We start from the raw sequence: 22,084 nt of genomic DNA on the forward strand, positions 1-22,084 counted from the left end.
CCGGCCCGTGCGAAGGAGCAGGAAATGCGTGCAGTGGTCGTGAGCGAGTGGGGCGGCCCCGAGGTCCTGACCGAGACCGAGGTCGAGCGGCCGGAGCCCGGCCTGGGCGAGGTCCTGGTCCGCGTCCATGCGGCCGGCGTCAACCCGGTCGACTGGAAGACCCGCGCCAGCGGCGGCCTCATCGCCTGGGGCGAGCTGCCCCAGGTCGGCTGGGACCTCTCGGGCACCGTCGAGGCGGCCGGCCCGGGCGTCACCGCCTTCCGGCCCGGCGACGAGGTCTTCGGCATGCCGCTCTTCCCCCGCCAGGCCTCGGCGTACGCGGAGTACGCCGTGGTGCCGGCCCGGCAGCTCGCGGCCAAGCCGGCCGGTCTGAGCCACGTGGAGGCCGCGGCGCTGCCGCTGGCCGCGCTGACCGCCTGGCAGGCCCTGGTGGACACGGCCGCCGTGCGGCCCGGCGAGCGGGTCCTGGTGCACGCCGCCGCGGGCGGTGTCGGCCACTTCGCGGTGCAGATCGCCAAGGCCCTGGGCGCGTACGTGATCGGCACCGCCAGCGCCGGCAAGCACGAGCTGGTGCGCTCGCTCGGTGCGGACGAGGTCGTGGACTACCGCGAGGTCCGCTTCGAGGACGTGCTGTCCGACGTGGACGTGGTGCTGGACGGCATGGGCGGCGAGACCGCCGAGCGCTCTTTGAAGGTGCTCCGCGCCGGCGGCCGGCTGGTCACCCTGCCCGGCCCGGACGACGTCCCCGCCGCCGTGCCGGCCGGCCTGCGCGCCGAGTGGATGCTGGTCGAGCCCGACCAGGCGGGCCTGCGCGAGATCGCCGCGCTGGTGGAGCGCGGCGCGCTCAAGCCGGTCGTCGAGACGGTCCTGCCCCTCGCCGAGGCGGCCAGGGCCCACGAGATCGGCGAGCGCGGCCGCACCGCCGGCAAGATCGTCCTCTCGGTCGTCTGACCCCCGAGGGATGTGCGGGGCGCCGGGGACCCGCGCGTCCCGCCCCTACGGACGGGTTCCCGTCAGACCGCCGTCGGCGTCGCGCGGGTGGTGGTGGCGATGGTGGCGGAGCCGACGACGCGGGTGTCGTCGTAGAGCACGATGGCCTGGCCGGGGGCGACGCCGCGGACCGGCTCGGTGAACCGGACGCGCAGCTCGCCGTCCACGACCTCGGCGAAGACCTCGGTCTCGCCGCCGTGGGCGCGCAGCTGCGCGGTGTAGGTGCCGGGCGCGGCCGCCTCCGCGCCGCACCAGCGCGGCCGGATCGCGGTCAGCGCGATCACGTCCAGCGCCTCCACCGGGCCGACCGTGACGGTGTTGTCCACGGGCGAGATGTCCAGGACGTAGCGCGGCTTGCCGTCCGGGGCCGGGTGCCCGATCCGCAGGCCCTTGCGCTGCCCGATGGTGAAGCCGTAGGCACCGTCGTGGCTGCCCACCCGGGTGCCGGACTCGTCGACGATGTCGCCCTCGGCCTTGCCCAGCCGCTTGGCGAGGAAGCCCTGGGTGTCGCCGTCGGCGATGAAGCAGATGTCGTGGCTGTCGGGCTTCTTCGCCACCGCCAGGCCCCGTCGCTCGGCCTCGGCGCGGATCTCGCCCTTGGTGGTGATCGTGTCGCCGAGCGGGAAGAGGGCGTGCGCGAGCTGCTTCTCGTCCAGCACCCCGAGGACGTACGACTGGTCCTTGGCCATGTCGGAGGCGCGGTGCAGCTCGCGGCCGCCGTCCGGGCGCTCGACGATCGTGGCGTAGTGGCCGGTGCAGACGGCGTCGAAGCCGAGCGCCAGGGCCTTGTCCAGCAGCGCGGCGAACTTGATCTTCTCGTTGCAGCGCAGGCAGGGGTTGGGCGTCCGGCCGGCCTCGTACTCGGCGACGAAGTCCTCGACCACGTCCTCGCGGAACCGCTCGGCCAGGTCCCAGCAGTAGAACGGGATGCCGATGACGTCCGCGGCCCGGCGGGCGTCGCGGGAGTCCTCGATGGTGCAGCAGCCACGGGCACCGGTCCGGAAGGACTGCGGGTTCGCGGAGAGCGCGAGGTGCACCCCGGTGACGTCGTGGCCGGCCTCGACCGCCCGGGCGGCGGCGACGGCGGAGTCGACACCGCCGGACATGGCGGCGAGTACGCGGAGGGGGCGGCGCGGCTGCGGGTTCTGAGTCATAGCACCCACAAGAGTAAGGGGGGAACCGGGCGGCGGGCACGGGCGTTCTTACCCGGCGGGGGTGGTGGTGATGGCCGAGGGACGGCGACGGCCCGGGCGACGGGCCCTGTTGATCACGGGTCTGGGCGTGCTCATCGGGGTGGGACTGGCCGAGCGGGACGACATAGAGCGCAGCTACTGGCTGCTGCCGGGCGTCTCCAAGCCCCGCAAGGAGGGCGAGCTCGACCACAAGGGCGCCAGCTGGACCTCCGCCTCCCCGGCGAACTGGCGGATGGCCGACCGGCCCGCCGACTACCGGGTGGACCGGATCGTGGTGCACGTCACGCAGGGCGGCTTCAAGTCCTCGGTGGACGCCTTCCGCAACCCCTTCCACAAGGCCTCGGCGCACTACATCGTCGACAAGGACGGCCACGTCGAGCAGATGGTGCGCGAGCTGGACGTCGCCTTCCACGCCGACAACCGCTCGATGAACGAACGCAGCGTGGGCATAGAGCACGTCGGGTTCGTGGACCGGCCGCAGGACTTCACCGACGCGATGTACCGCTCCTCGGCGCGGCTGTCGGCCGACATCTGCCGGCGGTACGGCTTCCCCGCCGACCGCACGCACATCATCGGGCACTCGGAGGTGCCGGGCGCGGACCACACCGACCCGGGCCCCCACTGGGACTGGGACCGGTACCTGAAGCTGGTCCGCGGGTACCTCGGGACGTGACGGGTCCCGGGGGCGGTCCGGCCGCCCCCGGGAGTCCGGTCAGCTCAGGCCGGCCGAGCGGGCCCGCGCGACGGCCGGGCCGATGGCCGCCGCCAGCGCCACCACGTCCTCCTTGGTGGAGGTGTGGCCGAGCGAGAAGCGCAGGGTGCCGCGGGCCAGCTCCGGCGGGGTGCCGGTGGCGAGCAGGACGTGACTGGGCTGGGCCACGCCCGCGGTGCAGGCGGAGCCGGTGGAGCACTCGATGCCCTGGGCGTCCAGCAGGAGCAGCAGCGAGTCGCCCTCGCAGCCGGGGAAGGTGAAGTGGGCGTTGGCGGGCAGCCGGTCCACCGGGTCCCCGCACAGCAGCGCCTCGGGGACGGCCGCGGTGACGGCCGCCACCAGCTCGTCGCGCAGCGCCCCGACCTCGGCCGCGAACCGCTCCCGCCGCTCGGCGGCGAGCCGGGCGGCCACCGCGAAGGCGGCGATCGCGGGCACGTCGAGGGTGCCGGAGCGGACGTGCCGCTCCTGGCCGCCGCCGTGCAGGACGGGCACGGGCGTGAGCTCCCGGCTCAGCAGCAGCGCGCCGATGCCGTACGGGCCGCCGATCTTGTGGCCGCTGACGGTCAGGGCGTCGAGGCCGCTGGCGGCGAAGTCCACCTCCAGCTGGCCCACCGCCTGGACGGCGTCGGAGTGGATGGGGACGCCGTACTCGCGGGCCACGGCGGCGAGCTCGGCGACCGGCATGACGGTGCCGATCTCGTTGTTGGCCCACATGACGGTGACCAGGGCCACGTCGTCGGGGTTCCGCTCGATCGCCTCGCGCAGCGCGTCGGGGTGCACCCGGCCGTACCGGTCGACCGGCAGGTACTCGACCCGGGCGCCCTCGTGGGCGGCGAGCCAGTCGACGGCGTCGAGGACGGCGTGGTGTTCCACCGGGCTGGCGAGCACCCGGGTGCGGGCCGGGTCGGCGTCCCGGCGGGCCCAGTAGATGCCCTTGACGGCGAGGTTGTCCGCCTCGGTGCCGCCGGCGGTGAAGACGACTTCGCTGGGGCGCGCGCCGAGCGCCTCCGCAAGGGTCTCGCGCGCCTCTTCCACGGCGCGGCGGGCTCTGCGGCCTGCCGCGTGCAGGGAGCTGGCGTTGCCGGTGACGGTGAACTGGGCGGTCATCGCCTCGGCGGCCTCCGGGAGCATCGGAGTGGTCGCGGCGTGGTCGAGGTAGGCCATGGTTCCCCGATTCTACGAGTGCCGTGGCGGTGCCCGGAGCTGCCCTGCGTTCTCCGTCACTTCCCCCTCCCGGCACCCCTTCGAAACGGGGCGCGCCGCGGACCCCTCGCACCGGGTCCGCGGCGTGCCGTTCGGGTGCGCGCCCGGGGCGCGGCAGGTCAGGCCCGGGGCGTGCGGGCCAGCTGGCGGGACTGGGCGACCAGGTGGCCGGCGCTGTCCCAGACCTCGGCGTCCTCCTCGAGGAAGCCGCCGGCGACGTTGCGGGTGGTGATGGCGACCCGCAGCGGGCCGGGGGCCGGGAAGCGGCGGACGTGGGCGGTCAGCTCGACGGTCGGCGCCCAGCCGATCAGACCCAGGTCGAAGGCGGTGGGCGGCAGCGCGTCCACCGCGAGCAGCAGGGAGAAGGGGTCCGCGTCGCGGCCGTCGGCGAGGCCGAACCAGGCGCGCATCTCGCCCTTGCCGGAGGGGGCGCCGACCGCCCAGCCGGCCGTGGCCGGGTCCAGCCGCAGCGCGAGCCGGTCGACGATCTCCGAGCTGCCGGGGATCGGCGCCGGGCCCATCTCGGGGCCCAGGCAGTGCTCGAAGGCGGGCATCACCGGCTCGGTGGCGGTGGTGCGGACGTCGTCGGGCAGGGCGGCGAGGTCGCCGTACGAGGCCAGCACGCGGATCCGCTCCACCTCCCGGCCCTGCTCGTCGTACTGGAAGAGGGAGGCCTGGCCGGTGGAGAGGGTGTTGCCGGCGCGGACCAGCTCGGTGCGGATCACGGCGGGGCCGGGCACCGAGGAGGTCAGGTAGTGGGCGGAGACGGTGATCGGGTCCCGGTGCGGCAGCGCCTCGGCGAGCGCGCGGCCGACCAGGGCCAGCAGGTAGCCGCCGTTGACGGCGGTGATGATCGTCCAGCCGGCCGAGAGCTCGGCGTCGTAGACGCCCGGCTCGGCCGCGCCGCGGGGCGTGACGGCGGTGTCGCGGTCGAACTCGCTGTCGCCGATGGTTGCCTGGGCCTGTACCTGTGCCATGGCTCAAATGTACCCCCGGTAGCTACTAAGCGGTAGCTTTTTCTGACCGGGGGCCCACCGTCCGCGTCACACTCCGGCCCGCGTCACACTCCGGCGGAGTTCGCGTCCGGGTCCTCCGAGACCGCCGACCGGCGGTTCCAGGCCCGGGGGGCCCGCCAGTGGTAGTGCATGGCCAGCAGCCGGAAGCCGAAGGCGGTGACGGTCGCGATGGTGGCGGTCAGGCCGTTGAGCGCGTCGAAGGAGATGAAGACCGCGACCAGGCCGGCCCCGACGATCGCGGGCACCGCGTACATCTCCCGGTCCCGCAGCAGCGAGGGCACCTCGTTGGCCAGCACGTCGCGCAGCACGCCGCCGCCGACCGCGGTGGCCAGCCCCAGCGCGGCGGACTGGGTCAGGCCGAGCCCGTAGTCGTACGCCTTGGTGGTGCCGGTCACGCAGAAGAGCCCGAGGCCGGCCGCGTCGAGGACGTTGACCAGCCGGTTGATCCGGGCCACCTCGGGGTGCAGGAAGAAGACCAGGGCGGCGGCGACCAGCGGCGTGACGAAGTAGCCGAAGTCGGTGAAGGCCGCCGGCGGCACCGCCCCGATGATCAGGTCGCGGAAGAGCCCGCCGCCCAGGGCGGTGACCATGGCGAGCATGGCGATGCCGAAGACGTCGAAGTTCTTCCGGACCGCGAGCAGGGCACCCGCCAGGGCGAAGACGAAGATGCCGGCCAGGTCCAGGGCGTGCTGGACGGACGGGTTGAACAGGTCATGGAACACCGCAATATTGTGCGCCCCGCGGACGGGCCGGATCACCCGGCCCGCCCGCGGGGCGTCAGGTACTGCCGATCAGGCCTCGGACGTCCCGTCCGCGGCCGCCTCCGCACCGGGCAGCGCCGCGTCCCCGGGCGCCTGGTCCGGGGCGTTCTCCGGGTGGTGGCAGGCGACCTGGTGACCCGTCTTGAGCGCCACCAGCGGCGGCTCCTGGGTCGTGCAGACCTGCGTGGCCTTCCAGCACCGGGTGTGGAAGCGGCAGCCGCTCGGCGGCGAGATCGGCGAGGGGACGTCGCCCTTGAGCAGGATCCGGCCGCTCTTGGCGCCGCGCCGCTTCGGGTCCGGCACCGGCACCGCGGAGAGCAGCGCCTTGGTGTACGGGTGCATCGGGGACTCGTACAGCGACTTGCGGTCGGTGAGCTCGACGATCTTGCCGAGGTACATCACCGCGATGCGGTCCGAGACGTGCCGGATGACCGACAGGTCGTGCGCGATGATCACGTACGTGAGCCCGAGCTCGTCCTGGAGGTCGTCGAGCAGGTTGACCACCTGCGCCTGGATCGAGACGTCCAGCGCCGACACCGGCTCGTCCGCGACCACCAGCTTCGGCTTGAGCGCGAGCGCCCGGGCGATGCCGATGCGCTGGCGCTGGCCGCCGGAGAACTCGTGCGGGTAGCGGTTGTAGTGCTCGGGGTTGAGGCCCACCAGCGAGAGCAGCCGCTGGACCTCGGCCTTCAGGCCGCCCTCGGGCTCGACGCCCTGCAGCTTGAAGGGGGCGCTGATGATCGTGCCGACGGTGTGGCGCGGGTTCAGCGAGCCGTACGGGTCCTGGAAGATCATCTGGACGTCGCGGCGCATCGGGCGCATCGCCGAGACGCCGAGGTGCGTGATGTCCTTGCCCTCGAACTCGACGGTGCCGCCGGTCGGTTCCAGCAGCCGGGTGATCAGCCGGCCCATGGTCGACTTGCCGCAGCCGGACTCGCCGACCACGCCCAGGGTCTCACCCGGGTACACCTCGAAGTCGAGGCCGTCGACGGCCTTGACCGCACCGACCTGGCGGCGCAGCAGCCCCTTGTTGATGGGGAAGTGCTTCGTCAGGCCGGACACCTTCAGCAGCGGCTCGGGCGAGCCGGCCGGCTGCGCGGGGACGGTGGCCGCGTCCGTCTTCTTCATGTCGGTCACAGCTTCGGCGCAATCTCTTCGGTCCAGATCCGGGTCCGCTCCTCGGCCGACATGTGGCAGGCGGACCAGTGCTTGCTCCCGTCCTCCGTCAGCTCGGGCCGATGGGTACGGGTGACCCCGCCCTTGGGCACGTCCGCGTACGGGCAGCGCGGGTTGAAGGCGCAGCCGCTCGGGAGGTTGATGAGGCTGGGCGGCGAGCCCTTGACCGGGATGAGCCGCTCGGTCTGGTCGCGGTCGATGCGCGGCATGGAGCCGAGCAGACCCCAGGTGTAGGGGTGCCGGGGCTCGTAGAAGACCTTCTCGGCGGTGCCGCGCTCCACGCACCGGCCGCCGTACATCACCAGGATGTCGTCGGCCATCTCGGCGACCACGCCGAGGTCGTGGGTGATCATGATGACCGCGGAGCCGAACTCCTTCTGCAGGTCCCGGATGAGGTCCAGGATCTGCGCCTGGACGGTGACGTCCAGGGCGGTGGTCGGCTCGTCCGCGATCAGCAGCTCGGGGTTGTTGACCAGCCCCATCGCGATCATGGCGCGCTGGCGCATGCCGCCGGAGAACTCGTGCGGGTAGGCGTCCACCCGCTTGGCCGGCTCGGGGATGCCGACCCGGTCGAGCATCTCGATCGCGCGCTTGCGGGCGGTCTTCTTGTCGACGTCGTTGTGGTTGCGGTACGCCTCGACGATCTGGGTGCCGACCGAGTAGTACGGGTGCATCGCCGACAGCGGGTCCTGGAAGACCATGGCCATCTTGCGGCCGCGCAGCCGGCGGACCTCGTCCGCGTCGGCGGTGATCAGCTCCTGGCCGTCCAGCCAGATCTCGCCCTCGATGCGGGGGCGGTTGCGGCTGGCACCGGCCCGGTGCAGGCCCATGATCGCCAGCGAGCTGACCGACTTGCCGGAGCCGGACTCGCCCACGATGCCGAGGGTCTTGCCCCGCTCCAGGTCGAAGGAGAGGCCGTCGACGGACTTCACCACGCCGTCGTCGGTCGGGAAGTGCACCTTCAGGTCGCGGACCGAGAGGAAGGCCCCGGACCTGGGGCCGGACTGCTCGGGGATGCCGACCGGCCCGGTGGCGGTCCCCGCGGGGACGCCTTCGTCGTTCACAGGGGTCTCGGTCACGTCAGCCTCACGCGCGGGTCTACGACGGAGTACAGGATGTCCACGATCAGGTTGGCCATCACGATGAAGAAGGCGGCGACCAGCGTCACGCCCATGATCACGGGCAGGTCGCCGGTGCTGATCGCGCTGACCGCCGCGGTGCCCAGCCCCTGGAAGCTGAAGGTGGTCTCGGTGAGCACGGCGCCGCCGAGCAGACCGCCGAGGTCCAGGCCGACCAGGGTGAGGACCGGGGTGAGGGTGGAGCGCAGGGCGTGCCGCCCGATGACCACGTTCTCCTTGAGGCCCTTGGCGCGGGCCGTGCGGATGTAGTCCTCGCCCATCACCTCGAGCATGGTGGCGCGGGTGATGCGGGCGTAGGTGGCGGCGAAGAGGAACGCCAGCGTGATCCACGGCAGGATCATGCTGTTGAACCAGGCCGCCGGATCGTCCACCAGGGGTTTGTAGTCACTGGCCTCCAGCCACCCCAGGGAGTAGACGAAGACCGAGGTGGCGAGCATGCCCGTGAAGTAGATGGGGAGCGAGACGCCGCCCAGGGCCGTGAGCATGGTCACCCGGTCCCAGATGCTGCCTCTTCGCAGTGCCGAGATCACACCGGTCAGCACGCCGCCCGCGACCCAGAGGACCACGGCCCCGCTGGCCAGCGAGAGCGTGACCGGGATGCGGTCCAGCAGCATGTTCCACACCGGCTCCTCGGCCTTGAACGAGTAGCCGAAGCACGGTGCGGGGCAGTGCGTTACCTCCGTGCCCTGGTTGTAGTCGCGGCCCGCGACGATGCCCTTGAGGAAGATCCCGTACTGCTCGGGGATGGACTTGTCGAAGCCCATCTTGACCCGGATGCCCTGAAGAGCGGTTTCGTTGGTCTCGCGGCCGGCGTACATGAGCGCCGGGTCACTGCCGGTCAGTTTCGGCACCGCAAAGAAGATGCCGAAGGTGACCGCGGAGACCACCAGCAGCGTGGCGACGACGTTGATCAGTCGCCGAATGAGGTAGACGAGCACTGCAGTCGGCCGCCGGGGCCGACGGCTGCCGTCCCTTGTGGGGACGGCAGCCGCCGCCTGCGGCCTTCACCTGCCCTTCGAACTAGCGCATGTGTGGTGAAGGCACATGTCCTGCTGTTACTTCTCGACACCCACGGTGGCGAGGTCGATCTTGCCCATGGAGTCGTTGAAGTAGACGTTCGTCAGACGCGGGTTGTGGTAGACGAAGGCCTTGTCGAAGTTGATCGGGAGGTACAGGGCCTTGTCCATGACGAGCTTGTTGATCTCGGTGTAGGACGGGGCGGCCTCCTCCGGCGTGGCCGCCGCGGCGGCCTTGTCGAAGAGGTCGTTGATGCCCTTGTCGTTGATCATCGTGTAGTTGTTGTTGCCGTTCGGCAGGATGAAGCTGCCGTCGACCAGCGGCTGCAGGAAGCCCGAACCGGAGTTGTAGTCGGCGCCCCAGCCCATGACGATGATGCCGTAGCCCTTCTTCTTCACGTTCTCGGGCGAACCGATCGTGGAGGAGGAGAGCTTGCCGTCGTACTGGTCGATCGCGGCGTCGATGCCCACGGTCTTCAGCGCGGCCTGCAGGGACTCGGCGGTCTTGACCTCGGCGGCGCGGTTGTTGCGGACCGCGATCGTGGTCTTGAAGCCCTTCGGCTGGCCACAGGCGGCGAGCGCGGCCTTGGCCTTGTCGACCTGCGGCTTGCCGCCGGTCAGACCGAACGGGTCGAAGGCCTTGTCGGCACCCGGGATGCCCGGGGGCAGCATGTTGGCGCCGAGGTCACCCGAGGTCGGGCCGCCGCGCGCGGTCTGCAGCGAGGTCGGGTCGGCCGCGTAGATGACGGCCTTGCGGCACTCGATGTTGTCGAAGGGCTTGACCGTCTGCGGGAAGGCGAAGTAGCGGATGTAGCCCGTGAAGGGGTTGTCCGCGTTCTTCTTGAGCTTCGCGTCGCGCAGGATCTTGATCTTCGCGGCGGACTGCACGCCGGTGCCGTCGACCGCGAGGTCGATGTCACCGCTGAGCAGGCGGCGGTCCATGTCCTCCGGGTTGGTGGTCACGGTGAACGAGACCTTGTCGGGCAGGCCCCGGCGGATGGTGTCCGTCTTCGGGTCCCAGTTCGGGTTCCGCTCGAAGGTGGCGCCCTTGTTCGCGGCGAACGAGGTGACCTTGTACGGGCCCGTGGACACCGGGTGGTTGGTGTACTTGGCGCCGTCGTCCTTGGCCATCGGGACCGGCGAGGAGGAGGGCATCGCCAGCAGGTAGGAGAAGTCCGAGTTGGGCTTCGCCAGGTTGAAGACGATGGTCTTGTCGTCCGGGGTCTGGACGGACTTCAGGCCCAGCTTGTCCGCGGCCTTGTCCTTGTACGGGCCGGGGTACTTCTGGCCCTGGTCCAGGACGTCGATCAGGTACGTCGGGCCGCCCGAGAGGACGTCCTGCGCGAAGACGCGCTCGATGCCGTACTTGATGTCCTTCGAGGTGATCGGCGTGCCGTCCTCGAACTTCACGCCGTCCTTGAGCTTCAGCGTGTAGGTCTTGCCGCCGTTGCTCAGCTCCGGCAGGGCCGCGGCGAGGTCCGGGACCAGCTTGGTGCCCGCGGCACCCGGCTTGCTGTCGTACGCGAGCAGCTGGCGGACGTAGAGGCGCTGGAGGTTCCAGACGAAGCCGTAGTAGGCGCGCGCCGGGTCGAGGTAGTCGACGTCCTGGGGCGACCAGAGCTTGAGCTCGCCGCCCTTCTTGTCGGAGACGTTGACGAAGCCCTTGGTCGCGGCGTTGAACGCGGCGTTCGACTTGGCGTCCGAGCCGCTGTCCTTGTCGTCGCTGCACGCGGTGGCGGTGAGGGCGAGCGCGGCCACCGTGGCCGCGATCGCGAGGGTCTGCCTTCTGCGGATCACTGTGTTCCAACCTCCGGGAATGGATTCAGGTGAATCAGGTGAATCGGTTCAGCTGCCCTTGGGGTCGAGTGCGTCACGCAGCCCGTCCCCGAAGAGGTTGAACGCCAGGACGGTGATGAAGATCGCGAGACCGGGGACCACCATGAACGTGGGGTCCGCCTCATAGATGCCGATCGCGTCGGAGAGCATCTTTCCCCAGGAGGGGGTGGGGGGCTTGACGCCCGCACCCAGGAAGCTCAGGGCCGCTTCGGTGAGGATGTTGGTCGGGATGATCAGCGTCGTGTAGACGAGGATCGGCGCCACCAGGTTGGGCAGCAGTTCCTTGAAGAGGATGTAGCCGCGGCCGGCGCCCAGCGAGCGGGCCGCCTCGACGTACTCGCGCTCACGCAGCGAGATGGTCTGACCTCGCACGATGCGGCCGATGTACGGCCAGCCGAAGAAGCCGATGACCACGATCAGGACGGCCATGCGGACGCCGGAACCGGTCAGGCCCCACAGCGAGTTGGGGACCACGGAGACCAGGGCGATGGTGAAGAGCAGCTGCGGGAAGGCCAGCAGCAGGTCCATGGTGCGGCTGATCACCGCGTCGACCCAGCCGCCCAGGAAGCCGGCCAGGGCGCCGAGGATCGAACCGATGACCACGGAGACGAACGCGGCCAGGAAGGCCACCAGCAGCGAGATCCGGGAGCCGTAGACGATCCGGCTGAACATGTCGCGGCCGTTGGTGGGCTCGACGCCCAGCAGGAAGTCCGAACTGATGCCACCGAAGCTGCCCTTGGGCGTGCCCAGGTCCGGGTCGATCATGTTCTCGTGGAACTCGTTCGGCGGGTGGCCCAGGAGGTTCACGATCAGCGGCGCGAAGACCGCGACCACGACCAGGAAGAGCACTACGAAGCCGCCGGCCAGGGCGACCTTGTCGCGCTTGAGGCGCATCCACGCGATCTTGCCGGGCGAACGACCTTCGATGGCCTTGGCAGGGACGTCGGCGGCGACGGCGGCGATTTCGTCCGCGGCGGTGTCGTGCAGTGGTGCCGTCATCGTGGTGGGGACCCCTCTCGGCCGACGGGTGGCCGGCCCATGCCCGCCGCTGTAGCGGCTTGGTTCACATCGGTGTCGCTGCTGGTGCGATTGGTGCGATTGCTTGCCAGGTGAAGCGCAGTTGAAACAGATGCAGTCGTGGCTGGAAAAGCGCGTCTGAAGTGCACGTGAAGAGCCGGTGATCGGCTGCCCCGGCTGCTCCGGTGGGGGGAGTCTTCATCGGCGCCGCGATCACCCGCCAGACCCGGCGGGGATGTGATGCGCAACCGTGATGTGGCTAGATGTCTTCCGTTATCCGGACCGTACGATCGCCTCAGCGGATCAAGAGCGGCCGTACCTCGCGGAACGGACATCGCACCCAACTCCCGCTTCGATCGGGCAACTTGGGTGGTAACGACTCGGTCGATACCGGGCAAACGGAAAAGGCCGCACCGGCGGGGCCGGTACGGCCTTCGAGACGGGGGTCTCGGATTCTGGTCAACTCGAAGGACCCGGGGGCCCCTCGGTGACTGCTAGTACGCGGCGGCGTGCGCCTCGCGGTCGTAGAACGGCCGCGCCTGGGCGCGCAGCCACATCGCGACCGGATCGTGCTCGTCGGCCAGCGCGACGGTGGACACCGGCAGGCCGTCCGGCACCGCGGAGATCACCTTGCGCATCGTCTCGCGCACCGAGGCGACGGCCGGCGCGGAGGAGTCGTACAGGTCGAGGCCGATGGCGAGGTACGCGGAACCCAGCGCGGGCTGCACCCACGCGCGGCGCAGCGAGCGGATCGCGCCGGTGCCGTGCGCGTGCTGGGTGAGCAGGGCGTAGAACTGCGGGAGCTCCACGGCCGGCTCGGAGATCCGCAGCGGCCCGGCCGGCATCCGGTCCAGGCCGGTGGCGATCCGGCGCAGATCGGCCCAGGGGATGCCCACGCCGCCGCCGGAGGCGTGCGGGTTGAGCCAGATCCCCCACCGGTCGGGGTAGAGGGCCCGGGCGATGTCGCGGCCGGTGACCACCTCGTACGCGCGGTTCCAGCCGCTGGCGGCCAGCTCCTCGGCCGAGGTCACGCAGGGCGCGTAGCCGAGCCCGTCGACCTCCATGCCGCCGTACTGCGCCTCGGCCGAGCCGGGCTGTCCGTGCCAGAGCAGCATCCACACCCGGCCGTCGGCCAGGGCGTGCAACAACGCCTCGTAGCTGTCGTAGCGCCCGGGCGTCACCTGCCGCAGCATGTGCTCGACCTGGCCCGCCCCGGCCGTGCCTGACGCACTCACCCGGTACCCCTCTTCGTCTTTCGTCCGCCCGTCGTGACGTGGTCCGGCCGCCGGAACACGAGTGCGGCTGGAGACGGAAACAGCTTACGGGCCTCTAGGCCAGGTAGAAGGGGCGCACGCGCTCGAGCATCCAGTCGCCTACCGGGTCCTGGGCCACGTCCAGCAGGAGCAGGTTCACCGGCCACGGCGGGCGGACCCGGGCCAGGGCCCGGCCCAGGGCCTCCATGGGGGCGTTGCGGTCGGCCAGTTCCCAGTTCAGGAACTGCACGCCGACGAAGAGGACCGGCTCGCCGCCCTCGATGCTGGCCAGGCAGCGGCGGGCCGAGGCCACCACGCCGGTGCCGCGGAACTCCTCGCCGGCGGCGGTGAGGAAGTCCACCGGCTCCTCCTGCCAGTCCGGCTCGAAGAGCCGCACCCGGCCGCCGGTGGCGGGCCCGTCCAGGGCGGTCCGGCCGGCCCGGCACAGCTCGGCCACGGCGGGCGGGGGCAGCGGGACGCCGATGGCACCCTCCGGGTTCACCGCCACGCCGAGCTGCGGGGGCAGGCCGCGGGCGAACTCGACGGCCGGGGCCACGGCGAAGGGCATGTGGGGGCCGGCGCAGCGGGTGAACTGCTGCTGGGAGCTGTAGACCGGGACGTAGGGCACGCCCTCGATCTCCATGGTCGGCAGGGTGAGCGGACCGCTCTCCGCGGAACCGCCCTCCGGCAGCGGCACCCAGACCTGGCTGCGGCCCAGCACCTCGAGGATCCGGCCGCCGGCCTGGGGGTTGCCCAGCGAGGCGGTCAGGGTCTCCTCGAGTTCGTTGGCCGGCCAGCCGTCCGGGGCGTAGCCGGAGCCGTAGGTCTGCGTGTGCGTCCCGCTGTGCATGTGGTTCCTCTCCCCGCCGCGTGCCGCCCCGACCCTACCGCCGCCCGGGCCCGGGCGGACCGGGACGGACGGCCCGGGGCGGGGAGCTGTCCGACATCCGGGGAGAAGCCGGGCCCCGGGCTGTCCGGGACACTCCCCCGGAGTGTCCCGGACGGCCCGCCGGGGACCTTGCCGTCTCCGCCGTCCCACGAGGTCACTGGCGCCACACCGCCCCGGCCTAGTGTTCCCACCGCAGCCCGGCCCCCGTCGGCGTGGGGCCCGGCCCGACCTGCGAGGAGTGCAGTGATGCGAACCCTTCGAGAGCGTGGGAACCTGCAAGGCCGCACCGTCCGTACCGGTGGCCGGGCGGCCGCCGCGGTGGCCCTGGCGGTCGCCGCGGCCGCCCTGATCGCGGTCACCGGCACCGCCCAGGCGGCCCCGGCCGCGGGGGCCGCCGCCGTCTCCGCCCCCGGCTCGACCCTGGCGCGGTTCGAGGGCGGCACCCTGGACATGGCCGGCGACTGGGGCGCGGCCAAGGCCTGTCTGATCGCGCGGTCCGCCGGCACCGTCCGGTGCTTCCGCACCACGGCCGAGCTCGCCTCGGCCGAGGCGAAGCTCGCCCCCACCGGCGCCCTGGCGGCCTGCTCCTCGCCGCTGCGGCTCTACGCGGACGGCGGCTTCAGCGGCCGGGTGCTGTCCTTCTGGGACCGGGGCTACTGGCAGAACCTCGGCAGCAACGGCTGGAACTTCAACGACCAGATGTCCTCCTACAAGGTGGGCGCCTGCACCTCGCACCTGGCCGAGCACAACGACGGCGTCGGCTACTGGTACCCCGGCAACACCGGTGCCTGGGCCGAGGAAGGCGTCCTCCGCTCCGGCTGGAACGACCGCGTCAGCTCCATCAAGATCGACTGACCCCACCCGGTCCCGCGGGCAAGCCCCTCAATTGCTCGCGGTGCCGTGGCCGGACGTGGTGTGTGGGGAGCCGCTTGCGGGGGTGTGGCAGGCTGGTCCGGAGGCAGGCCCGGGCCTGGGATGGCCCGAAGGGCCACGGCGAAGCCGCTCGTCCCAGGGGTGGGCCTGCCGCAGGGCCTGCAGGCCGCGCCCCCGCAAGCGGCGGGGACCCACACACCACGTCCGGCCCCCGGAGCCGCCGCCCCCTGCACCCCGCCAGGCCGGGCATCTCCGCCCCACCGGAGAAGTGGCTGATCCAGCCCAGCCGAAGAAGTGGCTGATCCAGCCCCGCTGCCGGCCCGGCACACCAAGCCCCGCCGGCGATTGAGGCGCGGGGTCCGGGGCAGCGCCCCGAAGCCTGGGCCCCGCCCCGCCCCTACCCCAAGATCACCCAGAAACGTGACCCAACACCCGCGCCGCCCGCTCCACATCGGCGAAGCCGACGTACAGCGGGGTGAAGCCGAAGCGGAGGACGTCGGGGTGGCGGAAGTCGCCGATGACGCCGCGAGCGATCAGTTCGGTCATCAGCCGCTTGGCGTCGGGGCAGCGGAGGGCGACCTGGCTGCCGCGCTCGGCGTGCCCGGCCGGGGTCACCGGCTCGACCCGGCCGGCCGGCAGGTACGCCGCCACGCACTCCAGGAAGAAGTCCGTCAGGGCCAGCGACTTGGCGCGCACCGCCTCGATCGAGACCCCTTCCCAGACCTCCAGCGCCGCCTCCAGGGCGAGCATCGAGAGGATGTCCGGGGTACCGACCCGGCCGCGCACCGCGCCCTCGGCCGGGACGTACCCGGGCGCCATCGCGAAGGGCTCGGCGTGCGAGTTCCAGCCCGGCAGCGGGGAGTCGAAGGCGTCCTGGTGCCGCTCGGCGATGTACAGGTACGCGGGCGAACCGGGCCCGCCGTTCAGGTACTTGTACGTGCAGCCCACCGCGAGGTCGACCCGGTGCTCGTCCAGGCCCACGGGCAGCGCGCCCGCGCTGTGGCAGAGGTCCCAGACCGCCAGGCCGCCCGCCGCCTGCACGGCCGCGGTCAGGCCCGGCAGGTCGTGCAGCCGGCCGGAGCGGTAGTCGACGTGGTTCATCAGGACCACGGCGGTGCGCGGGCCGAGGGCCGCCGGGAGGTCGGCGGGCTCGACCGGGACCAGGGTCAGCCCGGTCATCCGGGCCGCGGACTGGGCGATGTACCCGTCGGTGGGGAAGGTCGTGGCGTCCACGAGCAGTTCGGTGCGGCCCGCGTCACCGCGCCCCGCGGCCAGCCGGGCGGCGCCGACCAGCGCCTTGAAGAGGTTCACGCTGGTGGAGTCGCCCACCACGACGCGGCCCGGCGCGGCGCCCACCAGCGGGGCGATCCGGTCGCCGATCCGCTCGGGCGCGGTCCACCAGCCGCTCTCGTCCCAGGAGCGGATCAGCAGTTCGCCCCACTCGCGCGAGACCACGTCCGCGACCCGGCCGGGGACCCCGGCGGGCAGGGCGCCCAGGGAGTTCCCGTCGAGGTAGACCACGCCCTCGGGGAGCCGGAAGCGCTCACGGAGCTTGCCCAGTTCGTCGGCGGCGTCCAGCTCGGCCGCACGTATGGAGAGGGAGGTGCTGGAGAAGGAGGTCTCAGACATGGCTGCGCGCCGTCCACAGCTCGGGAAAAACGTTCTTGCTGGCGCGCTTCTCGAGCCAGGCCACGCCCGCCGAGCCGCCGGTGCCGACCTTGGCGCCCATCGCGCGGCGGGTGGCGACCAGGTGGTCGTTGCGCCAGCGCCAGACCAGCTCGCCCACGTCCGTGAGCGCCTCGCCCAGCCGGACCAGCTCGCCGTGCTGGTCGTCGGAGCCGTAGATGCCGGCCCACACCGCCTCGACCTCGGCCACCGGCTCGTACCGCTGGGACAGGTCCCGCTCCAGCACGGACTCCGGGACCGGCAGCCCGCGCCGGGCCAGCAGCCGCAGCACCTCGTCGTAGAGGCTGGGCTCCTGGAGGGCCTTCTCCAGTTCGGCGTGGACCCGCGGCGCGCCGCGGTGCGGCACCAGCATGGAGGCGGACTTCTCGCCGAGCAGGAACTCCATCCGGCGGTACATCGCGGACTGGAAGCCGGAGCCCTCGCCGAGCGCGCTGCGGTACGCGTTGAACTGCGCGGGGGTGAGGTTGATCAGGGGCCGCCAGGAGGCGTTCAGCGCCTCCAGCTCGCGGCAGGAGCGGGCGAGGGCGTCCATGGCGACGCCGAGGTCGTCCTCGCGCAGGGCCCGCGCGGCGGTCTCCCACTCGTGGACGATGACGGTGAACCACAGCTCCATGACCTGGGTGGTGACCAGGAAGACCATCTCACCCGGGTCGTCCGAGAGCGGGTGCTGGAGGTGGGTGAGGACGTCCGCCTGGACGTAGTCCTCGTAGGGGGTGGTGCCGGCGAAGTCGAGGTTCGGGGTGTCCGAACCGGCTCCGGAGGCATCAAGGGCGTGCGACATCGCTGTCTCCTCGACACGAGCTTCCGGGTAGCGGTCCGCTCCTTCCTGGTGGTCGTGGAGCCCCGGTCCCCTGCGGGCATCATAAGCCCGCACTTCCGGCCTGTCCCGGGGTGATCCGGCTCACGTTCCGGGGCTCCGGCGAGCCTCCGGGGAGGCCCGGTGCGGCGGGACGCAGGTGGCAGACTTCGGGCATGACGACGCACAAGAACCTGCTGGGCGGCCCGGAGCCGACCTACCTGCCCGAGAACGACGAGGCCTACCGCCTGCTCGGCGAGGAGGCCCGGCCGGCGGCCGAGGTCGTGGCGCAGTTCCCCACCTTCTCGCTCGCCTGGGCGGTGCTCGCCGAGGACGCCTTCGAGGCCGGCCGGGTGGTCGAGTCCTACGCCTACGCCCGCACCGGCTACCACCGCGGCCTGGACGCCCTGCGCCGGTCCGGCTGGAAGGGCCACGGCCCGATCCCGTGGAGCCACCAGGCCAACCGCGGTTTCCTGCGCTGCCTGGCCGCGCTGGCGCGGGCCGCGGGCTCGATCGAGGAGAAGGACGAGACCGAGCGCTGCTGGCAGTTCCTTCAGGACAGCAGCGCCGAGGCCTTCGCCGAGCTGAAGAAGTAGCGGGTCCCGGCGAAGTTCGTCCAGCCCGAGTCGGAGGGCCGTGTGGTCGTGGTCATGGCGTCCATCGTGGGACGCCGGACCGGAGGGCTGCATCCGGCGGTCGCAGGCAATGTCACCTCCGCGGGAGATTGCCCGGACACCGCCCCGACCAGGGCTGACGGCGGCTTGAGGGCAGCTTGAGGACCGCATGACGAAGGGCCCCGCGGTCACCGGTGGGTGACCGCGGGGCCCTTCGCGCGGAGCCTGCGACCGGGACGGATCCCGGTGCCGGTTACTTCAGCTTGGTGCCGGTGGAGCGCAGGTTGGCGCAGGCCTCGGTGACGCGCTTGGCCATGCCGGCCTCGGCGAGCTTGCCCCAGGTGCGCGGGTCGTAGGTGGACTTCGTGCCGACCTCGCCGTCGACCTTCAGGACACCGTCGTAGTTGCGGAACATGTGGTCCGCGACCGGGCGGGTGAAGGCGTACTGGGTGTCGGTGTCGAGGTTCATCTTCACGACGCCGTTCTCCAGCGCGGTGGCGATCTCCTCAGCCGTGGAGCCCGAGCCGCCGTGGAAGACGAAGTCGAACGGCGAGGACTTGCCGTACTTCTCGCCCACACCGGCCTGGAGGTCCTTGAGGAGCTCGGGGCGCAGGACCACGTTGCCCGGCTTGTAGACGCCGTGCACGTTGCCGAAGGAGGCGGCGAGCAGGTAGCGGCCCTTCTCGCCCAGGCCCAGGGCCTCGGCGGTGCGGATCGCGTCGTCGACGGTGGTGTACAGCTCGTCGTTGATCTCGTGGCTGACGCCGTCCTCCTCGCCACCGGTCGGGGTGATCTCGACCTCGAGGATGATCTTGGCGGCGGCGGCCTTCGCCAGCAGCTCCTGGCCGATGGCCAGGTTGTCGGACAGGGTCTCGGCGGAGCCGTCCCACATGTGCGACTGGAAGAGCGGGTTCAGGCCCTTGGCCACGCGCTCGGCGGAGACCTCGAGGAGCGGGCGGACGTAGCCGTCCAGCTTGTCCTTGGGGCAGTGGTCCGTGTGCAGCGCGACGGTGATGTCGTACTTCGCGGCCACGATGTGGGCGAACTCGGCCAGGGCGACGGCGCCGGTCACCATGTCCTTGTTGTACTGGCCGCCCAGGAACTCCGCACCACCGGTGGAGATCTGGATGATGCCGTCGCTCTCGGCCTCCGCGAAGCCGCGCAGGGCCGCGTGCAGGGTCTGGGTCGAGGTCACGTTGATCGCCGGGTAGGCGAACTTGCCAGCCTTCGCCCGGTCGAGCATCTCGTTGTAGACCTCGGGGGTTGCGATGGGCATCTGTCCGCTCCTAAGTGATGTGCAGGTGGATTGCTGTTCAGACCCTGACCTGGGAGTGACGTCACCGTCGCGCCTATCCTTCCAGACTCTCGGGGCCCGTCCACCCGGCACGTCCACGCCACACGCACGCAAGGCGGAGTGTTTCACGTGAAACACTCCGCCTTGCGTGAATAAGGGCAGCTCAGGGCCTGTTCCCCGGCTCAGCGGGACCTAAGTCATGACTTGCCCGGAGCTGGATCGAGGGGCTCAGCTCAGGCCGAGATCGTCCAGCTGGTAGCCGGTGAGGTACGTCAGGCCCGCCCCGGCGATGGCGTCGGCCGCGCCGCGGTCCACGATCGTCGCCACGGCCACGACCTCGCCGCCCGCCTCGCGCACCGCCTCGACCGCGGTCAGCGGCGAACCGCCGGTGGTGGAGGTGTCCTCGACCACCAGGCAGCGGCGGCCCTTGACGTCGGCGCCCTCGATACGGCGCTGCATGCCGTGCGCCTTCTGGGCCTTGCGGACCACGAAGGCGTCCAGCCGCTGCCCGCGCGCGGCGGAGGCGTGCAGCATCGAGGTGGCGACCGGGTCGGCGCCCAGGGTCAGGCCGCCGACGCAGTCGAAGTCGAGCTCGGCGGTGAGGTCGAGCATGACCTGGCCGACCATCGGGGCGGCCACGCCGTCGAGGGTCACCCGGCGCAGGTCGATGTAGTAGTCGGCCTCACGACCCGAAGAGAGGATGACCTTGCCGTGCACCACGGCCTTGTCCTTGATCTGCTGCAGCAGCTCACCACGTACGTCACTCATGCCCACGAGCTTAGGGCCTGCGCCCGGGCCTAGAGACGGCGCCAGGTCCAGGTGGTGGCGACCTCCAGGGGGTCGACCGGGGTGACCAGCCGGGGCAGGGTGTTGAGGCCGTTGGGCGGGCCCGACTGGGGCTCGACGCAGACCGCCTCGGCCTGCTCGTCGTAGACGACCACCCATTCGGCGCGGCTGGTGACCTTCAACTCCAGCCGCCCGGGCCAGGTCAGGGTGACCGCCACGCCGTCCGGCATGCCGAAGCAGTCGTCCCAAGGGCCCGGCAGCGGGTCGATCCGGCGCCCGGTGGGCAGGTGGTCGGCCCCCCGCTCCTCCTGCCAGGCCGGGGCGAAGTCCACCCGGACCTCCTCCTCGCCCTCGGCGAGCCGGCGCAGGAACCACGGGTGCCAGCCGGCCTGCGCGGGGAAGGAGTCGCCGTACGTCTCCACGCCCATCGCCAGGGTCAGGGACTCCTCGGTGAGCTCCACGGTCTGGGTGACCCGGCCGCTGTAGGGCCAGGGGTCGCGCAGGTCGTAGACGAAGGCCGCCTCCCGCGCCTCGTGCCGCACCTGCTTCCAGGCGCTCTCCCGGCCGTAGCCGTGGATGGCGTGCGGCGGGGAGTTCAGCGGCAGCTGGTGCTCGGCGGCGCCGTTGCGGAAGCGCCCCTCGCGGACCCGTCCGCACCAGGGCACCATCGGGAAAGCGCCGTAGTGGTCCCCCTGGCGCAGCAGCTCCGTGCCGTCGATGCGCAGGCTGCTGATCCGGCAGCCGTTCCCCTGATCGACGACCACATCCACGCCGCCCGCAGTCAGTTGCGTAGTCATACCCCGACCCTACGGTCCCGCCCTCGCGGAACGGACCAGCGGCGGCCGGGCCTTGGCGGGTCAGTGCCGGCGGGTCAGTTGCGGCGGCGCAGCGCCCGTACGACCACCACGGCGGAGGCGACGGCGAGGGCCGCCGCCGGGGCCGCCCAGCGCAGGGTGCCGGCCGCCCCGCCGGCCTCCGGGGCGGGGACGGGGGCGTACCGGCCGCGCGGGGGCGCGTGGTCCACCTCCTCCGCGCTGCGGCCGATCATCGTGCGGCGGGCGTGGGCGGCCTCGGCGGGCACCCGGGTGCCGAAGTCGTCCTCCCGGAAGGGGTCGAGGGCCGGGTCGAGGGCCGGCGGCGGCACCTCGGCGTCGAAGACCGCGGACCGGCCCGCGGCGGCCCCGGCCGGCGCGTCGTCCTCGTCCGAGGGGGCGTCCGAGTCCTCCGGGCCGTCCCCGGCCGGTCCCGGAGCCGAGAAAACGTCGTCGCGCAGGCCGTCGTCGGCCAGGTCGTCCTCGTCCGCGCCGTCGTCCTGCGGGCCGTCGTCGCCGAGGCCGGCACCGGCCGGCACCGCCGCGGCCAGGCCGCCGCCGGCCGGGGTGCGGGACGCCTCCACGCCCAGCGCGGCGCCCGCCCGGTCCAGCAGCCGGTGCACGGCGGAGAGGGCGGCCTCGGGCGGGAAGTCGGCCGCCCGGCCCGCCACGTCCGCGCCGCCGGAGAAGTCCATCCAGGTGCCCTCGCCGTCCGCCCGCAGCCCCAGCCGCAGGGTCAGTACGACCGTGCCGGGCCCGCGCACCTCGGCGCCCCGGCCCGAGACGAGGAAGGAGTCGCCGGACCCGCCGGCCGCCTCGGTCACGGCCAGCGCCCCGCGGTAGGTGACCGTGTGGCCGGCCACCCGTACCTTGAGCCGGCCGGCCAGCGGCCCCGCGGTCGCCTCGGCGTCCCGCTGGAGCCCGGGCACGCAGCGCGCCACCCGTGCGGGATCCCGCAACACGGCTCGGAGGGGGTCCACGGTCACCGGTACGAACACCTGATGCTCCATGGAAACCGAGCC

21 protein-coding genes are annotated in these 22,084 nt (G+C 72.1%); 4 read left to right on the top strand and 17 right to left on the bottom strand.

What is annotated here, in order from left to right; genetic code table 11:
* Nucleotides 1–24: 24 nt before the first annotated feature.
* On the top strand, nt 25–951 hold the full coding sequence (locus AB0O40_RS21435) for an NADP-dependent oxidoreductase (protein ID WP_365043847.1): 927 nt from the start codon (nt 25–27) through the stop codon (nt 949–951).
* 62 nt (nt 952–1,013) lie between these two features.
* On the opposite strand, the gene mnmA is transcribed toward AB0O40_RS21435, so the two are convergent.
* Nucleotides 1,014–2,144, bottom strand: coding sequence for a tRNA 2-thiouridine(34) synthase MnmA (gene mnmA / locus AB0O40_RS21440; protein WP_365043850.1), 1,131 nt, complete (start codon nt 2,142–2,144; stop codon nt 1,014–1,016).
* A 70-nt stretch (nt 2,145–2,214) separates the two neighbouring features.
* Between mnmA and AB0O40_RS21445 the strand changes: the two genes are divergently transcribed.
* Nucleotides 2,215–2,856 carry an N-acetylmuramoyl-L-alanine amidase gene (locus tag AB0O40_RS21445; RefSeq protein ID WP_365043853.1) on the top strand — a complete coding sequence of 214 codons (642 nt, stop codon included), beginning with the start codon at nt 2,215–2,217 and terminating at the stop codon, nt 2,854–2,856.
* Nucleotides 2,857–2,895: 39 nt separating this feature from the next.
* Here the strand turns inward: AB0O40_RS21445 and AB0O40_RS21450 are convergent, their stop codons facing one another.
* The 10 genes from AB0O40_RS21450 to AB0O40_RS21495 all read right to left on the bottom strand — a co-directional run bounded on the left by AB0O40_RS21450 (nt 2,896) and on the right by AB0O40_RS21495 (nt 14,162).
* Nucleotides 2,896–4,059, bottom strand: a complete 1,164-nt coding sequence (locus AB0O40_RS21450; protein ID WP_365043856.1) for a cysteine desulfurase family protein — start codon at nt 4,057–4,059, stop codon at nt 2,896–2,898.
* 158 nt (nt 4,060–4,217) lie between these two features.
* Nucleotides 4,218–5,075, bottom strand: a complete 858-nt coding sequence (locus AB0O40_RS21455) for a thioesterase family protein (RefSeq protein WP_365043859.1) — start codon at nt 5,073–5,075, stop codon at nt 4,218–4,220.
* An 83-nt stretch (nt 5,076–5,158) separates the two neighbouring features.
* Nucleotides 5,159–5,836, bottom strand: a complete 678-nt coding sequence (locus AB0O40_RS21460; protein WP_365043862.1) for a trimeric intracellular cation channel family protein — start codon at nt 5,834–5,836, stop codon at nt 5,159–5,161.
* Nucleotides 5,837–5,905: 69 nt separating this feature from the next.
* On the bottom strand, nt 5,906–7,003 hold the full coding sequence (locus AB0O40_RS21465; RefSeq protein WP_365043865.1) for a dipeptide ABC transporter ATP-binding protein: 1,098 nt from the start codon (nt 7,001–7,003) through the stop codon (nt 5,906–5,908).
* Between the two features lie 5 nt (nt 7,004–7,008).
* Nucleotides 7,009–8,067: an ABC transporter ATP-binding protein gene (locus AB0O40_RS21470; RefSeq protein ID WP_365043946.1), complete on the bottom strand. Its 1,059-nt coding sequence runs from the start codon at nt 8,065–8,067 to the stop codon at nt 7,009–7,011.
* A gap of 59 nt (nt 8,068–8,126) precedes the next feature.
* Entirely contained in the window at nt 8,127–9,128 is a 1,002-nt protein-coding gene (locus tag AB0O40_RS21475; protein WP_365043868.1) for an ABC transporter permease, read from the bottom strand.
* A gap of 117 nt (nt 9,129–9,245) precedes the next feature.
* Nucleotides 9,246–11,003: an ABC transporter substrate-binding protein gene (locus AB0O40_RS21480; RefSeq protein WP_365043870.1), complete on the bottom strand. Its 1,758-nt coding sequence runs from the start codon at nt 11,001–11,003 to the stop codon at nt 9,246–9,248.
* Between the two features lie 48 nt (nt 11,004–11,051).
* The gene (locus AB0O40_RS21485; protein WP_365043873.1) at nt 11,052–12,041 is read right to left on the bottom strand and encodes an ABC transporter permease; all 990 of its coding nucleotides are present in this window, start codon (nt 12,039–12,041) and stop codon (nt 11,052–11,054) included.
* A 512-nt stretch (nt 12,042–12,553) separates the two neighbouring features.
* Nucleotides 12,554–13,294, bottom strand: coding sequence for an enhanced serine sensitivity protein SseB C-terminal domain-containing protein (locus AB0O40_RS21490; RefSeq protein WP_365043876.1), 741 nt, complete (start codon nt 13,292–13,294; stop codon nt 12,554–12,556).
* A 94-nt stretch (nt 13,295–13,388) separates the two neighbouring features.
* The gene (locus AB0O40_RS21495) at nt 13,389–14,162 is read right to left on the bottom strand and encodes an enhanced serine sensitivity protein SseB (protein WP_365043879.1); all 774 of its coding nucleotides are present in this window, start codon (nt 14,160–14,162) and stop codon (nt 13,389–13,391) included.
* 285 nt (nt 14,163–14,447) lie between these two features.
* Between AB0O40_RS21495 and AB0O40_RS21500 the strand changes: the two genes are divergently transcribed.
* Complete coding sequence (locus AB0O40_RS21500; RefSeq protein ID WP_365043882.1) at nt 14,448–15,056, top strand: hypothetical protein; 609 nt, start codon at nt 14,448–14,450, stop codon at nt 15,054–15,056.
* 426 nt (nt 15,057–15,482) lie between these two features.
* Here AB0O40_RS21500 and kynU read toward each other — a convergent pair whose 3' ends face one another.
* Both kynU and AB0O40_RS21510 read right to left on the bottom strand, forming a co-directional pair.
* The gene (gene kynU, locus AB0O40_RS21505; protein ID WP_365043885.1) at nt 15,483–16,703 is read right to left on the bottom strand and encodes a kynureninase; all 1,221 of its coding nucleotides are present in this window, start codon (nt 16,701–16,703) and stop codon (nt 15,483–15,485) included.
* On the bottom strand, nt 16,696–17,541 hold the full coding sequence (locus AB0O40_RS21510) for a tryptophan 2,3-dioxygenase (protein WP_365043888.1): 846 nt from the start codon (nt 17,539–17,541) through the stop codon (nt 16,696–16,698). The genes kynU and AB0O40_RS21510 overlap by 8 nt, the downstream gene beginning before the upstream one ends.
* Nucleotides 17,542–17,732: 191 nt before the next feature.
* Here AB0O40_RS21510 and AB0O40_RS21515 point away from each other — a divergent pair, with 191 nt between their 5' ends.
* Entirely contained in the window at nt 17,733–18,152 is a 420-nt protein-coding gene (locus AB0O40_RS21515) for a DUF3151 domain-containing protein (protein ID WP_365043891.1), read from the top strand.
* Between the two features lie 271 nt (nt 18,153–18,423).
* On the opposite strand, the gene fbaA is transcribed toward AB0O40_RS21515, so the two are convergent.
* The 4 genes from fbaA to AB0O40_RS21535 all read right to left on the bottom strand — a co-directional run bounded on the left by fbaA (nt 18,424) and on the right by AB0O40_RS21535 (nt 22,072).
* Nucleotides 18,424–19,446 carry a class II fructose-bisphosphate aldolase gene (fbaA, locus tag AB0O40_RS21520; protein ID WP_365043894.1) on the bottom strand — a complete coding sequence of 341 codons (1,023 nt, stop codon included), beginning with the start codon at nt 19,444–19,446 and terminating at the stop codon, nt 18,424–18,426.
* A 246-nt stretch (nt 19,447–19,692) separates the two neighbouring features.
* A complete protein-coding gene (gene pyrE, locus AB0O40_RS21525; RefSeq protein WP_365043897.1) occupies nt 19,693–20,232 on the bottom strand; it encodes an orotate phosphoribosyltransferase in 540 nt (179 codons plus the stop codon).
* Between the two features lie 29 nt (nt 20,233–20,261).
* Nucleotides 20,262–21,047, bottom strand: coding sequence for an aldose 1-epimerase (locus tag AB0O40_RS21530; RefSeq protein ID WP_365043899.1), 786 nt, complete (start codon nt 21,045–21,047; stop codon nt 20,262–20,264).
* Nucleotides 21,048–21,121: 74 nt separating this feature from the next.
* On the bottom strand, nt 21,122–22,072 hold the full coding sequence (locus AB0O40_RS21535; RefSeq protein ID WP_365043902.1) for an SRPBCC domain-containing protein: 951 nt from the start codon (nt 22,070–22,072) through the stop codon (nt 21,122–21,124).
* Nucleotides 22,073–22,084 lie beyond the last annotated feature (12 nt).

Origin of the sequence: Streptomyces sp. NPDC089919 (genome assembly GCF_040684615.1) — a bacterium.
Classification (GTDB): Bacteria; Actinomycetota; Actinomycetes; order Streptomycetales; family Streptomycetaceae; genus Streptomyces.

What these genes read in the sequence shown, in the direction of transcription:
- AB0O40_RS21435 (WP_365043847.1), top strand. Translation starts at nt 25, where the DNA reads ATGCGTGCAGTGGTCGTGAGCGAGTGGGGCGGCCCCGAGGTCCTGACC.
- mnmA (WP_365043850.1), bottom strand. Translation starts at nt 2,144, where the DNA reads ATGACTCAGAACCCGCAGCCGCGCCGCCCCCTCCGCGTACTCGCCGCC.
- AB0O40_RS21445 (WP_365043853.1), top strand. Translation starts at nt 2,215, where the DNA reads ATGGCCGAGGGACGGCGACGGCCCGGGCGACGGGCCCTGTTGATCACG.
- AB0O40_RS21450 (WP_365043856.1), bottom strand. Translation starts at nt 4,059, where the DNA reads ATGGCCTACCTCGACCACGCCGCGACCACTCCGATGCTCCCGGAGGCC.
- AB0O40_RS21455 (WP_365043859.1), bottom strand. Translation starts at nt 5,075, where the DNA reads ATGGCACAGGTACAGGCCCAGGCAACCATCGGCGACAGCGAGTTCGAC.
- AB0O40_RS21465 (WP_365043865.1), bottom strand. Translation starts at nt 7,003, where the DNA reads ATGAAGAAGACGGACGCGGCCACCGTCCCCGCGCAGCCGGCCGGCTCG.
- AB0O40_RS21485 (WP_365043873.1), bottom strand. Translation starts at nt 12,041, where the DNA reads ATGACGGCACCACTGCACGACACCGCCGCGGACGAAATCGCCGCCGTC.
- AB0O40_RS21495 (WP_365043879.1), bottom strand. Translation starts at nt 14,162, where the DNA reads ATGCACAGCGGGACGCACACGCAGACCTACGGCTCCGGCTACGCCCCG.
- AB0O40_RS21500 (WP_365043882.1), top strand. Translation starts at nt 14,448, where the DNA reads ATGCGAACCCTTCGAGAGCGTGGGAACCTGCAAGGCCGCACCGTCCGT.
- kynU (WP_365043885.1), bottom strand. Translation starts at nt 16,703, where the DNA reads ATGTCTGAGACCTCCTTCTCCAGCACCTCCCTCTCCATACGTGCGGCC.
- AB0O40_RS21510 (WP_365043888.1), bottom strand. Translation starts at nt 17,541, where the DNA reads ATGTCGCACGCCCTTGATGCCTCCGGAGCCGGTTCGGACACCCCGAAC.
- AB0O40_RS21515 (WP_365043891.1), top strand. Translation starts at nt 17,733, where the DNA reads ATGACGACGCACAAGAACCTGCTGGGCGGCCCGGAGCCGACCTACCTG.
- fbaA (WP_365043894.1), bottom strand. Translation starts at nt 19,446, where the DNA reads ATGCCCATCGCAACCCCCGAGGTCTACAACGAGATGCTCGACCGGGCG.
- pyrE (WP_365043897.1), bottom strand. Translation starts at nt 20,232, where the DNA reads ATGAGTGACGTACGTGGTGAGCTGCTGCAGCAGATCAAGGACAAGGCC.
- AB0O40_RS21530 (WP_365043899.1), bottom strand. Translation starts at nt 21,047, where the DNA reads ATGACTACGCAACTGACTGCGGGCGGCGTGGATGTGGTCGTCGATCAG.
- AB0O40_RS21535 (WP_365043902.1), bottom strand. Translation starts at nt 22,072, where the DNA reads ATGGAGCATCAGGTGTTCGTACCGGTGACCGTGGACCCCCTCCGAGCC.